The 12,181-nt window shown below is 68.6% G+C and carries 12 protein-coding genes; 7 read left to right on the top strand and 5 right to left on the bottom strand.

Annotated features, from left to right (window positions below; all coding sequences use genetic code 11):
• Nucleotides 1-4: 4 nt before the first annotated feature.
• Together Q8N19_RS09585 and Q8N19_RS09580 are read right to left on the bottom strand one after the other, a co-directional pair.
• Nucleotides 5-1,834, bottom strand: a complete 1,830-nt coding sequence (locus Q8N19_RS09585; protein ID WP_371133824.1) for a DUF885 family protein — start codon at nt 1,832-1,834, stop codon at nt 5-7.
• 105 nt (nt 1,835-1,939) lie between these two features.
• Entirely contained in the window at nt 1,940-3,430 is a 1,491-nt protein-coding gene (locus tag Q8N19_RS09580) for a sodium:alanine symporter family protein (protein ID WP_305590083.1), read from the bottom strand.
• A gap of 188 nt (nt 3,431-3,618) precedes the next feature.
• Between Q8N19_RS09580 and Q8N19_RS09575 the strand changes: the two genes are divergently transcribed.
• The 3 genes from Q8N19_RS09575 (at nt 3,619) to Q8N19_RS09565 (ending at nt 6,469) form a co-directional block, all read left to right on the top strand.
• On the top strand, nt 3,619-4,914 hold the full coding sequence (locus Q8N19_RS09575; RefSeq protein WP_305590081.1) for a M20/M25/M40 family metallo-hydrolase: 1,296 nt from the start codon (nt 3,619-3,621) through the stop codon (nt 4,912-4,914).
• 92 nt (nt 4,915-5,006) lie between these two features.
• Nucleotides 5,007-5,690, top strand: a complete 684-nt coding sequence (locus Q8N19_RS09570; protein ID WP_305590080.1) for a hemolysin III family protein — start codon at nt 5,007-5,009, stop codon at nt 5,688-5,690.
• A 140-nt stretch (nt 5,691-5,830) separates the two neighbouring features.
• Nucleotides 5,831-6,469: an exopolysaccharide biosynthesis protein gene (locus tag Q8N19_RS09565; protein ID WP_305590078.1), complete on the top strand. Its 639-nt coding sequence runs from the start codon at nt 5,831-5,833 to the stop codon at nt 6,467-6,469.
• A 7-nt stretch (nt 6,470-6,476) separates the two neighbouring features.
• Here Q8N19_RS09565 and proC read toward each other — a convergent pair whose 3' ends face one another.
• From proC to Q8N19_RS09550, 3 genes are all read right to left on the bottom strand, one after another.
• Nucleotides 6,477-7,271: a pyrroline-5-carboxylate reductase gene (gene proC, locus Q8N19_RS09560; protein WP_305590076.1), complete on the bottom strand. Its 795-nt coding sequence runs from the start codon at nt 7,269-7,271 to the stop codon at nt 6,477-6,479.
• 64 nt (nt 7,272-7,335) lie between these two features.
• Nucleotides 7,336-7,839: a YbjN domain-containing protein gene (locus Q8N19_RS09555; protein ID WP_305590074.1), complete on the bottom strand. Its 504-nt coding sequence runs from the start codon at nt 7,837-7,839 to the stop codon at nt 7,336-7,338.
• 147 nt (nt 7,840-7,986) lie between these two features.
• Complete coding sequence (locus Q8N19_RS09550) at nt 7,987-8,217, bottom strand: accessory factor UbiK family protein (RefSeq protein WP_305590072.1); 231 nt, start codon at nt 8,215-8,217, stop codon at nt 7,987-7,989.
• 115 nt (nt 8,218-8,332) lie between these two features.
• On the opposite strand from Q8N19_RS09550, the gene lgt reads away from it, so the two are divergent.
• The 4 genes from lgt (at nt 8,333) to Q8N19_RS09530 (ending at nt 12,085) form a co-directional block, all read left to right on the top strand.
• Entirely contained in the window at nt 8,333-9,244 is a 912-nt protein-coding gene (gene lgt, locus Q8N19_RS09545; protein ID WP_371133823.1) for a prolipoprotein diacylglyceryl transferase, read from the top strand.
• Nucleotides 9,231-10,292 (top strand): class I SAM-dependent methyltransferase, encoded by a 1,062-nt coding sequence (locus Q8N19_RS09540; protein ID WP_305590070.1) that lies wholly within the window; start codon nt 9,231-9,233, stop codon nt 10,290-10,292. Before lgt ends, Q8N19_RS09540 begins: the two co-directional genes overlap by 14 nt.
• A gap of 2 nt (nt 10,293-10,294) precedes the next feature.
• Nucleotides 10,295-11,077, top strand: a complete 783-nt coding sequence (pgeF, locus tag Q8N19_RS09535) for a peptidoglycan editing factor PgeF (RefSeq protein WP_305590068.1) — start codon at nt 10,295-10,297, stop codon at nt 11,075-11,077.
• Between the two features lie 72 nt (nt 11,078-11,149).
• Entirely contained in the window at nt 11,150-12,085 is a 936-nt protein-coding gene (locus Q8N19_RS09530; RefSeq protein WP_305590066.1) for a ribose-phosphate pyrophosphokinase, read from the top strand.
• The last annotated feature ends 96 nt before the right edge of the window (nt 12,086-12,181 follow it).

Raw genomic sequence — 12,181 nt, 5'->3', positions numbered from 1 at the left:
CGCTTTAGGCCCGGCGGGCGGCGATGTGCCGGTCCACGACGCTTTCCAGAACGGTGAGCGGCATGGCCCCTGACAACAGGGTCGCGTCATGGAAGGCGGGCAGGGCGAAGCGGTCGCCCAGCGCCGTCTGGGCCTTCGCCCGAAGGCGCAGCCAGGTGAGTTTGCCGACCATGTAGCTGCATGCCTGGCCCGGCCAGACGCTGTAGCGCTCGATCTCGGTGGCCGCAGAGCTGGTGGGACTGCCATCGATGCTGGTCATGGTCTCGATGGCCTGTTCGCGGCTCCAGCGCTTGGCGTGTATGCCGGTGTCGACCACCAGGCGGGCGGCCCGGAACAGGGCGGCCTGCAGATAGCCCACCTCGCCCAGCGGGTTGTCTTCATAGACCCCCATCTCCTTGGCCAGTTCCTCGGCATAGAGGGCCCAGCCTTCGCCATAGGCCGACAGGAAGGTCGCCCGCCGGATCATCGGCAGGTCGGCCTCCTGCTGCAGGGCCAGCTGCATGTGATGGCCAGGCGCGGCTTCATGATAGGTGAGGGTCGGCAGGGTCCAGGTGGGGTTCTCCGTGGAGTCCCGCAGGTTGATCCAGAAGATGCCGGGCCGCGATCCGTCCAGGGTCGGCTGGTTGTAATAGCCGCCTGGCGCCCCGGCCTCGATGAACTTCGGCACCCGGCGGACCTCGACCGGCGCCTTCGGCAGGGTCCCGAAATACTCCGGCAGCCGCTTGTACATGGCCTCGGTCATGGCGTTGAGGGACTCGATCAACTCCTCCTTGCCGGCGTCGGTGTCGGGGAAGTGGTGCTTCGGTTCCTTGAACAAGGCCGCGATCCGTTCGCCCACCGAGCCTTGCGTATAGCCCTCAGCCTTGAGGATGACGTCGGCCCGGGCCGACAGCTGGCGCGCCTGCTCCAGGCCCATCTGGTGGACCTCCTCGGCGGTGAGCGAGGTCGTGGTCGAGCCGCGCAAGGCGTGCTCGTAATAGGCCTCGCCGTCGGGCAGACGCCAGACGCCGGCGTCATGGACCGCCCGGGGGGCCAGCTCTCCCATCAGGGCGATCTGCCGCTCCAGGGCCGGCAGCACCTTGTCGGTGTAGATGGCCGAGGCCTGGCTCGCATAGTCGCCGGCGATCCCCTTGGCCGTGGCGCGCTCGGCCACCGACGTCACCAGCGGCGAGGCGGCCGGGTCGGTCCGCAGGCCGTTCATCTGGGTCAGGGCGCGCTCGATCACGAAGTCCGGAGGAATGACGCCCAGGTCCACGTCACGGCGCACCCGCTCGATCTCCTGGTCCATCACCGTGGCGAAGGCCTCCAGACGGGCCAGATAGGCGTCAGCGTCGGCCTTGGTCTCGATGACGTGCTGTGACCCGAGGAAGTCCGGCACATACTGGTAGGCGCCCGACAGTTGGGAAATCACATAGGGCTGGCCGGCCCCTTCCTCGCCATAGACGAACTGGCGGTTGGCCGCGTGATCGGTCTCCAGGGAGAACTTCACGGCGTCGTAGTTGATGGCGTCCATCCCCGAAAGCTCAGCCCTGGGCAGGGCCAGCAGGCGGGCCAGCTGGTCGGTGGTTTTGGCCCGCTCGGCGTCCAGGGCGGCGATGGAGGCGGGGCTCAGCTGGCGCTTGGCGCCGGCCCTGGGGCCGGAGTCCAGACCAAGCCGGGTGACCAGCTCGGGCACATCATCCAGGGCCGACTGGTAGAAGGACTCCAGCAGGGTATCGAGGCGGTCGCCCGCCGAGGTGGCGGCCTGGGCGAAGGCGCCGGAAGCGCGGCCGGCCCCTCCGGCCAGGGCCAGGGCGCCGGCGGCGGTGAAGAGCATCTGACGACGGGTCTGCAAGGCGGACTCCTCTTGCGGGACTGTTACCTGTGTTACCGGCCACGCTATGCGGCGTGGCCGGTCAGGAAAACCCGAAAAGGCGCGGTCAGCCCCGCAAAATCGCCGTCAGTCGTGATCCTTGCCGGCCTTCTTTTCCCCCCGGGCCAGCTTGAACACAACGCCCGACAACAGGGCCAGGGCCACCAGGTTGGGCAGCGCCATACTGGCGTTGGCGATGTCCCCCATCCGCCAGACGAAGGTGATTTCCTGGAACGAGCCGATGAAGATCATCACCACCCATAGCAGGCGGAAAGGAATGGCCATCTTCTGCCCAAAGAGGTGGGTCGTGGCGCGTTCGCCGTAATAGCTCCAGGTGATCAGGGTCGTGAAGACAAACAGGATCAGCGCCAGGGAGGCGATCAGCGCCCCGATGGAGAAGCCGAACACCTGCAGCGGGAAGGCCGCCGCATAGGCCGCCTCGGTCATGGCGAAGCCGTTCAGATCCGACGACCAGGCGTGCTCCTGCATGACCGTCACGCCATCGGCGCCGGTGGCCGGGAAGGCGCCCTGCACGGTGAGCAGGACAAGCCCCGTGGCGGTGCAGATGATGATGGTGTCGATGAAGGTGCCCATCATGGCGAAGCGACCCTGACGCGCCGGGTCGTCGGTCTGCGCCACGGCGTGAGCGATGGCGGTGGAGCCCTGGCCGGCCTCGTTCGAGAAAAGACCGCGGGCGACGCCGGCCCGGATGGCCATGATCATGCCAGCCCCGACGAATCCGCCGGCCGCCGCATGGCCTGTGAAAGCGCTCTCAAAGATGGTGGCGAAGGCGCCCGGCAGGTCCTCGAAGTTCATGATCAGGGCGATGATGGCCATGGTGATGTAGGCCAGCGCCATGGTTGGCACGATCTTCTCGGCGATGGCGCCGATCGACTTGATGCCGCCGATGATCACCGCGAAGACGGCGGCGGCGACGATCAGGCCGGCCACCCACTCCGGCATGCCGGTCAGGCCATGGATCGAGTCGGCCACGGAGTTGGCCTGGATCATGTTGCCGGTGGTGACCGAGGAGAACAGGGTGCCAACGCAGAAAAGTGCGGCCAGCCAGCCCCACTTCTTGCCGAGGCCCCGGCGGATATAGGTCATGGGTCCGCCGCGATAGGCCCCGTCAGGCCCCTGCTCACGGTATCGGATGGCGAGCGAACCCTCGGCGAAGGCGAGCGCCATGCCGATCAGCGCGGTGACCCACATCCAGAAGAGCGCGCCGGGCCCACCAAGGGTGATGGCTGTGGCCACGCCGGCCAGGTTGCCGGTGCCGACCTGGCCGGAGAGCGCGGTGGAGAGGGCGGCGAAGGGGGAAATCTCACCCTTCTTGCCGTCGCCTTCGGCGTCAGCGTCCTTCTCGCTCTTGAAGAGGCCGACAAAGGCCGGGCCCAGCTTCAGGATGGGGTAGAACCGCAGCCCGATCATCATCCACAGGCCAACCCCCAGCAGGGCGATGACCATGGGCGGGAAGGGAATGACGGAGACCCCATTCCAGGTCCCCCCCCAGATGAAGTCACTGACATTGGTCACCTGGGCGTAGAAGGCCTCGATGGCGCTGGTCTCTTCCGGCATGAATGTCCCCCTAGACGGCGCCCGACGCGCGAAGCCGCGAACCTAGACCCCGCTGCGAGGATTTGACCAGAGGCGACGCATCGGCGAGCCTTTGTCGGCGACCAAGGCGAAACAGCTGTGCGCCAGAGAAGCGTTCAGCGCATCATGGCGCCTGACCAGCAGCCAGAAGACCACAAAGAGAGCCCCGGATGATCCTTCGAGACCGCCTCGCCCCCGCCCTCGCCGGTCTCTCCGCAGCGTGTCTGCTGGCCTTTGGCGGCGCGACCGCGGCTCAGGACACCCCGGTCGCCGCTATCGCGGCCACCCCAGCCTTCACCGCGGCCAAGGCCCAGATGGCCGCCGATTTCGACCGCACGGTCGCCGACATCATCACCCTCACCGAGATCCCGGCCCCGCCGTTCCAGGAGGCCGAACGGGGCAAGGCCTATCTGGCCATGCTCAAGGCCCATGGCCTGACCGAGACGACCACCGATGACGAAGGCAATGTCATGGGCCTGCGCCGGGGCGCAGCCGCGCCGGGCGGCCCGGTCATCGTGGTCTCAGCCCACCTGGACACCGTCTTTCCCGCCGACACTGACGTGACGGTGCGCCGGGAAGGCACGCGGCTGATGGCGCCCGGCGTCGGGGACGACACCCGTTCGCTGGCGGTCCTGCTGGCCTTCATCCGGGCCCTGGATGCGGCGCAGATCGTCACGGAGAAGGATATCCTGTTCGTCGGCACGGTGGGCGAGGAAGGTCCCGGAGACCTGCGCGGTGTGCGTCATCTGTTCACCCAGGGCGCATACAAGGACCGGGTGGAGGCCTTCTTTTCCTTCGACGGCTCGGACCCCTCGCGGGTGGTGACCGGCGCGGTGGGCTCCAAGCGCTACCGCACCTTCTTCCGCGGACCGGGCGGGCATTCCTACGGCGCCTTCGGCATCGTCAATCCCATGGCCGCCATGGCCCGGGCGACGGCGGCTCTCTATGAAATCGAGGTCCCGAAGACCCCGCGCACCACCTACTCGGCCAGCGTCACCGGCGGCGGCGTGTCGGTGAACTCCATCCCGGCCGAGGTCTACACCGAGTACGACATGCGCTCGGAGAGCCCAGAGGCCCTCGCCACGCTTGAGGCCCAGCTCCTGGCCGCGTTCCAGGAGGCCGCGGCGGCGGAGAACGCGGCCCGCTCGGTTTCTGAGGGCGAGATCACCGTAGAGCCGCTGGTCATCGGCGACCGGCCGGCCGGCGGGACCGATCCCGACAGCCTGCTGGTGCGCAGCGTTCTGGCGGCCAACCGCATTCAGGGGTTTGAGCCCCAGATGTCGGCCTCCTCGACCGATTCCAACATCCCCATGAGCCTCGGGATCCCCGCCATCACCATGGGGTCTGGCGGAACCGGCGGCCGGGCGCACGCCCTGGACGAATGGATCGATGTCGAGCCTGTCGAAAGCCTGCGAGGCATGGCGGTGGGTCTGCTCTCCATCCTGGCGGTCGCCGGCGTCGACTGAGGCGCCAGGGCCGCATCGGCGACTTTCCGCCCGCAACAGGACGCCACGCCCTGGGCGCCTGGGGCCGCGGGGGCTACAAAGGGTCCACAGTCATGACCGTCGCGCCCGCCCAGATCGACAAGCCGCCCCGCCACTATCCGACGCCCGCGGCCAAGTGCGCGGACCTATGTGTCCATGTCATCGGCCTGACAGCGGCCCTGATCGGCGGCGCGGTTCTGATCGGACTTTCGGTCTGGAGGGGCTCGCCCCTGCTCACCACGGCGGTGGGCATCTACGCCGCCGGCCTATTGCTGATGCTGGCCTGTTCCACCGCCTATAACTTCGCCCCGGCGCGGCATCGTCCGTTGCTGCGACGGCTGGACCACGCAGGCATCTTCATCATGATCGCCGGCTCCTACACCCCGTTCACGGTGGCGGGACTGAGCGGCGCCTGGGCTGTGGCCATGACGGCGGCCATATGGGGCGTGGCGGCCCTTGGAGTCGCCGGCAAGCTGTTCCTGAGCGGCCTGGACCGTAAGCTCTGGGTGGTCATCTATCTGGCCCTGGGCTGGGCCGTCGTGGTGGCGCTTCAGCCCCTGATGGCCGCCCTGCCCCCGTCGGCCATGGTCCTTCTGGCCATTGGCGGCGCGGTCTACAGTATCGGGGTCATCTTCTACATGATGCGCCGCCTGCCCTTCCGCCGGGCCATCTGGCATGGCCATGTGATCGGCGGCGCCGGCGTCCACTACGCCGCCGTCCTGGTGGGCGTGGTGCTGGGTCAACACGCCGCAGTCTGACCCTCGGCAAGGCTTCGTCGTGGGGCTGAGGCCACAAGGCCAGGGAATTCGACCAGAACGGGCCGTTGAGGGGGTGCAATTTCCCCCGGGCGCGTCCATCTGAACCGCGCATCCGAAACCTCCAACCCGCAGGTCCGACCGTGGTCGACGACGTCCACCGTTTCTCTGACATTCTCGCCGGTCTCGCCGAGCGTCCGCACCCCAAGGTGACGGTGGCCGACGTGCTCGACGCGTTCGGAGACCGGGCGTTCGGCGCCCTTCTGGCGGTGTTCGCAGCCCCCCTGGCCCTGCCCATGCCCCCTGGCGTCTCGGCCATATTGGGCGCGCCGCTGATTTTCATCGCCTTTCAGCTGATGATCGGCCGGCCCACCCTGTGGCTGCCCAAGGCCCTGATGAACCGCTCCATGCAACGGGCGGAGTTCCAGACCATGGCCGTGCGCCTGGCGCCGCACCTGCAACGGCTGGAGCGGCATCTGCGACCCCGGTGGCGCTTTCTCTACGGCCGGGTCGCCGACCGTTTCATCGGCGCAGTTTGCCTGATGCTGGCGGTGATCGTCTTCCTGCCTATTCCCTTCGGCAACATGCTGCCCTCCTTCGCCATCGCCGCCTTCGGCTTTGGTCTTCTGGAGCGCGACGGGGTGGCGGGTCTGGTGGGCGCCGTGGCTGCGGCGCTGAGCGTGATCATCCTGGCCCTGATCTGGAACGCGTTGATCCTGGCGGCGGTGACCTTCATCGGCGCCCTCGGCGACTCCTTCGAGAGCCTGATCAACCTGCTCTGAACGGCCCTCAGGCCCCCAGCACCCGGGAACGGTCAGTCGCCGCAGCCACCGCACGCTCCAACAGCGGCCCAAGGCCCGCGGGTCCCATCAGCACCTCAAGGGCGGCCTGGGTGGTCCCGCCTGGGGATGTGACCTGCCGGCGCAACTCGGCCGGCTCGGCGCCGCTCTGGGCCAGCAGGGCTGCCGCCCCCGAGATGGTCGCCCGGGCGAGCGTGCGCGCAGCCTCCGGCGACAGACCGGCCTTGGCGCCTGCGGCCTCCAAGGCCTCCACAAAGGCGTAGAGATAGGCCGGCGCCGAGCCCGAGGTCGCGGTGGCCGCATGCATCATGGCCTCGCTTTCCAGCTCCACCACCGCGCCGACGGCGCTGAAGAGACGCCGGGCGAGGTCCGCCGCATGGCGGTCGGCGGCATAGAGACTGGCTGTGCCCTGGCCGATAGCCGCCGCGGTGGTGGGCATGATCCGCGCCACAGCCCGCCCGCCGAAAGCGCGCGAAATGTCCTCAGAGCCCACGCCTGCGGCTATGGAGATGATGACGGCGTCTGGCGCCAGGGCCTGGCTGACCTCTGCGGCCGCCTCCCGCCACAGCTGGGGTTTCACGGCCAGAAGGACGACCTTGGCCCGGCCCATGGCCGTCACATCCGGATCGTGCAGGGCGCCTTGGGCGATCGCCGCCTGCGCCTCCTCCCCAGGGTGAGGATCGCGGATCATCAGGTCCTGGGGAGCGAACAGTCCGGCAAGCCGCCAGCCCGAGATCAGCGCGCCGCCCATCCGACCGGCGCCCAGAATCAGCAGTGGCCCCATGGAATCCTCCGTCGTCCGCAACTGGCCGCGGTTCTATCGGAGGCGCGGGGCCGGCGCGAGGCCCTCAGGCCTCGCCGACGGTCTCGAACATGCAGGCGGCCATGGCTTCGGCCGGAGTCTTGGCGCCACGGACCATGAAGTCGAAGGCCGGGAAGAAGCGATCGGCGCCCTCGACGGCGATGTCGATCATGGCCGCGGCCTGGGACAGGCTGGGGCGCTCGGCGCTGGTCAGGGCCATGGCGTGACGGAAGACGATCTCCCCATCATCCCACAGCTCGAAATGGCCAAGCCACAGGCGTTGATTGACCAGACCCACCAGCTCATGCGCCGGATGCCGGGCCTCAGGGGCGACGGTGTGGCCAAGCGCCAGACACAGCTGCAGACAGTCGGCCTCCGGGCGCCAGGCGAACCAGAGCTCATAGTCCTTCCACTCTCCGGCCAGGGTGAAGGCCAGGTCGCCGTCCTCGGTGCGGTCGAACTCCAGGTTCTCGGCCGTGAGCACGTGTTCGACGACGTCCAGGGGATCAAGGCCGAGGACGACGTCTTCGTCAGGCTGGGGCATATCCATGGAACCCACGGTCCTTTCGCTGCGGCGGATCGGGCGCGTGGCCCAAACGACTCACCGGCAGTCGTGAAACTAATCTGCTTCGCAGGGGCCCTGTCACCGGCTTCTTCCGGTGGGCGAACCCCTTTCGCGTATTCGTGAACGCGGGCGTCAGTCCTGGGCGGCGGGACCGCGCAGCGCCTGAATGTCCGCCCGGAGAGCGGCCACCTCGGCTTTGAGCGCCTCGAATTCCTCGCGCCGGATCAGGTCCAGCTCGGCCGCGGCTCGGTCGGCCTGAGCCCTGAAGGCGGACCTCGCCTCCTCGCTGGCGGCCTGGGCCATGCCCATGGCCGCGGTGGTCAGCTTGGCGATTTCGTCGAGGAAAGGGTTCTGGGTCTGCATAGCGGGCTCAAGAGGCGCGGGACTTGCCGCCGCGCACCATCAATATGGGGCGCCGGGGGATGAATGCGAAGGCCTTGTCGGCTAAACAGGCGACAATAGGCTGGAGAACGCGCCGGTGCCCTTTCCTGATTTCGACCCCATCCTGATCCAGATCGGGCCTTTCGCCATCCGCTGGTACGCCCTGGCCTATGTGGCCGGCATCCTGATCGGCTGGCGCTATGTGGTGATGCTGGTGCGCAATCCGCAGCTGGCGCCCGTCCGCGGTCCTGCCGCCACCCCGGCCCAGATCGACGACCTGATCCTGTGGGTCACCCTGGGCATCATCCTGGGGGGCCGGCTGGGCTACATCCTGTTCTACACGCCCGAGACCATCTGGACCGACCCGGTGCAGATCCTGCAGGTCTGGCAGGGGGGCATGAGCTTCCATGGGGGCGCTCTTGGCGTCGCCATCGCGGTGGCCGCCTTCGCCCGCTCCAACGGCATCGACCTGTTGCGCCTGGGCGACGTGGTGGCCGCCTGCGTGCCCATCGGCCTGTTCTTCGGCCGCATCGCCAACTTCATCAATGGCGAGCTGTGGGGCCGTCCCACCGAATTGCCCTGGGGGGTGATCTTCCCCGGCGCCGGCCCCTATCCCCGCCATCCCAGCCAGCTCTACGAGGCCCTGCTTGAGGGGATCGTCCTGTTCATCATCCTGCGCCTCGCCACCCACAGGGCCCATTGGCTAGAGCGTCGCGGTGCGGTCGCCGGCCTGTTCCTGGTCGGCTACGCCGTCTTCCGCACCCTGGTCGAGCAGGTGCGCGAGCCCGACGCCTATCTGCCCGACTTCCCGCTGGGCCTGACCATGGGCATGATGCTCAGCCTGCCCATGCTGCTGGGCGGCGCCTTCCTGATCTGGCGGGGCCTGCGCGAGCCGCTCCCGGCGACCGAGGCGCCCCCCGCCCCCCTGCCGGCTGAAACACCGCCGACCGTCGAGGCCGAAGACCCCTTCCGCATTCGTCCCGCTCCGGGGTCCGATGGCCCTGCGTGACCGGCTGGCGGCGCAGATCGCCGCCACGGGGCCCCTGAGCCTCGCCGAGTTCATGACGATTTGCCTGCACGACCCCCAGGCGGGCTATTACGCCACCCGCCCCGGCCTGGGCGCCGGCGGGGACTTCATCACCGCCCCCCTGGTCAGCCAGATGTTCGGGGAGCTGATCGGCTTGTGGGCGGCGGCCTGCTGGCAGACGCAGGGCGCCCCGCGCAGCTTTCGGCTGGTGGAGATGGGGCCGGGCGACGGGACTCTGATGTCCGACCTGCTGAGGGCCGGGGGGACCGTTCCGGGGTTCGTGGAAGCGGCCGACCTCTGGCTTGTGGAGGTTTCCCAACCCTTGCGGGCTCGCCAGGCCGAGCGACTTTCCACGGCCAGAGCCCAGTGGTGCGACAGCCTGGATCAGATCCCGGACGGAGCGCCGATGATCCTGGTGGCCAATGAGCTGCTGGACTGCCTGCCCACCCGGCAGTTCGTCCGCACGCCCCAGGGCTGGGCCGAGCGGATGGTGGGTCTGGATGCGGCTGGTGACCTGGCCTTCGGCCTTGCCGCTCCCCTGCCCGCGAAGGGCCGTCCGGGCGAGGTGGGGGCGGTGTTCGAGTCTTCGCCGGCCCAGGCGGCCCTTGGCTCCCAGATCGGCGCCCGGCTGGCCGCCGATGGGGGCGCGGCCCTGCTGATCGACTATGGTCCGGCGGCTGGCGAGGAAGGCGGTGACACCTTTCAGGCCCTGAAGGGTCATCAAAAGGTCGATCCCCTGGCCTGTCCTGGGGAAGCGGACCTGACCGTCCACGCCGACTTCGGCGGGGTGGCGGAGGCCGCCCGCGCCGAAGGCGCCCTGGCCCGGCCGCTGCTCACCCAGGCCGAGTTCCTGCGACGGCTCGGGATCGAGGCCCGGGCCTCGGCGCTGGCCCGCAGCCGGCCCGAGCTGGCCGACCAGATCGGCCGGCAGTTCGACCGCCTGACCGCCCAGAACCAGATGGGGGTCCTGTTCAAGGTCCTGGCCCTGCACGGGCCAGGCTTCATTCCTCCGGCCTTCGAGGCGGACTGATCATGACCGACGCCCAAGCGACCCTGCCGGCGATCACCTCGCCCCTGCTGACGAAGGCCGGCCTGCGCCACGCCTTCTTCACCCGACAGGGGGGCGTCTCGGCGGGTCTCTACAACTCGCTCAATGTGGGGCCTGGATCGGCCGATTCGCCGGAAGACGTGGCCGAGAACCGCCGCCGGGCCGCGGCCCATTTCGGCCTGCCGCATGAGGCGCTCAACACCTGCCACCAGATCCATTCCGCCCGGGCCGAGATCGCCGATCGCCCGTGGGGCGCGGCGCGGCCGGAGGCCGACGGCGTGGTGACGTCCACCCCCGGCCTGATCTGCGGCGCCCTGGCGGCCGACTGTGCGCCCATCCTGCTGGCTGACCCGGAGGGCCGCGTGGTCGCCGCCGCCCATGCGGGCTGGAAGGGCGCCCTGTCCGGGGTCGTCGCCGACACCGTGGCGCAGATGGAGCGGCTCGGCGCCCGGCGCGACCGCATCCTGGCCGCCGTGGGGCCCTGCATCGGGCCGGCATCCTACGAGGTGGGTCTGGAGTTCCTGGACCGCTTCGTGGAGACCGATCCCGCCAACGCCCGGTTCTTCAGCCCCGGCGCGGCGACCGACAAGCGCCAGTTCGACCTGCCGGCCTTCGTCCTGGCCCAGTTGGCCGCCGCAGGCGTGGAGCAGCGGGAATGGATCGGACGCGACACCTGCGCCGAACCTGACCACTTCTTCTCCAATCGCCGGGCGTTTCAGCGGGGGGAAAGTGACTATGGGCGGCTGCTCTCGGCCATCGTTCTTTAGCTGAGGGTTGCCGCAGGTCGGCCCCCTGCATTAAAGCCCGCCTGAAGATGCGGAACGACCCCGGGGAATCTCATGAAGCTGCTGGCGGGCAATTCTAACCAGGCTCTCGCCCAGGCCGTATCCGACCATCTGGACGTTCCCCTGACCCGGGCCCAGGTCAAGCGGTTCGCCGACAACGAGGTCTGGGTGACCATCGACGAGAACGTCCGCGGCGAGGACGTCTTCGTCATCCAGTCCACTAGCTATCCCACCAACGACAATCTGATGGAGCTGCTGATCTGCATCGATGCGCTGAAACGCGCGTCTGCCCGGCGGATCACGGCGGTGATGCCCTATTTCGGTTATGCCCGGCAGGACCGGAAGACGGGCGGGCGCACCCCCATCTCGGCCAAGCTGGTCTCCAATCTGATCACCCGCGCGGGCGCCGACCGGGTCCTGACCATGGATCTGCATTCGGGCCAGATTCAGGGCTTCTTCGACATCCCCACCGACAACCTGCTGTCGGCGCCCCTGCTGGCCAATGACATCAAGGCCCACTACCCCAAGCCCGACGAACTGATGATCGTCTCGCCGGACGTCGGCGGGGTGGTTCGCGCCCTGTCGGTGGCCAGCCGCCTCAACGCCGAACTGGCCATTGTCGACAAGCGTCGCTCGGGTCCTGGCAAGAGCGAGGTGGCCAATATCATCGGCGACGTCGAGGGCCGGCGCTGTGTGCTGTTCGACGACATCATCGACGGCGGCGGCACCCTTTGTAACGCCGCTCAGGCCCTGGTGGATGGCGGCGCCTCTGAGGTCTCGGCCTATGTCACCCACGGGGTGCTGTCGGGCGCAGCCATCGAGCGGGTGGACGCCTCGGTGCTCAAGGAGCTGGTGATGACCGACTCCATCGCCGCCCCGGAGCGGGCCGCCTCTGCGCCCAAGATCCGCTATGTGAGCTGCGCGGCCCTGATCGGTGAGGCGGTTCGCCGCATCGCCAACGAAGAGTCTGTCTCGAAACTGTTCGACTGACGGCGCCGCTGATCTCGCTCGCCAGGGGAGACGACTGGCTAAGCTTGGTGAACAATAGTTTACGATATGGGGGCCATGATCTCGCCTGACCGAACA

It is taken from the genome of Phenylobacterium sp. (assembly GCF_030693405.1).
In the GTDB taxonomy this organism is placed as follows: Bacteria; Pseudomonadota; Alphaproteobacteria; order Caulobacterales; family Caulobacteraceae; genus Phenylobacterium.
This window is presented reverse-complemented; position numbering and strand designations above follow the sequence as displayed.

Bases quoted from the DNA above. Each gene is read 5' to 3' on its own strand.
- Q8N19_RS09580 (WP_305590083.1), bottom strand. From the start codon at position 3,430: ATGCCGGAAGAGACCAGCGCCATCGAGGCCTTCTACGCCCAGGTGACC.
- Q8N19_RS09575 (WP_305590081.1), top strand. From the start codon at position 3,619: ATGATCCTTCGAGACCGCCTCGCCCCCGCCCTCGCCGGTCTCTCCGCA.
- Q8N19_RS09570 (WP_305590080.1), top strand. From the start codon at position 5,007: ATGACCGTCGCGCCCGCCCAGATCGACAAGCCGCCCCGCCACTATCCG.
- proC (WP_305590076.1), bottom strand. From the start codon at position 7,271: ATGGGGCCACTGCTGATTCTGGGCGCCGGTCGGATGGGCGGCGCGCTG.
- Q8N19_RS09555 (WP_305590074.1), bottom strand. From the start codon at position 7,839: ATGGATATGCCCCAGCCTGACGAAGACGTCGTCCTCGGCCTTGATCCC.
- Q8N19_RS09550 (WP_305590072.1), bottom strand. From the start codon at position 8,217: ATGCAGACCCAGAACCCTTTCCTCGACGAAATCGCCAAGCTGACCACC.
- Q8N19_RS09540 (WP_305590070.1), top strand. From the start codon at position 9,231: ATGGCCCTGCGTGACCGGCTGGCGGCGCAGATCGCCGCCACGGGGCCC.
- pgeF (WP_305590068.1), top strand. From the start codon at position 10,295: ATGACCGACGCCCAAGCGACCCTGCCGGCGATCACCTCGCCCCTGCTG.
- Q8N19_RS09530 (WP_305590066.1), top strand. From the start codon at position 11,150: ATGAAGCTGCTGGCGGGCAATTCTAACCAGGCTCTCGCCCAGGCCGTA.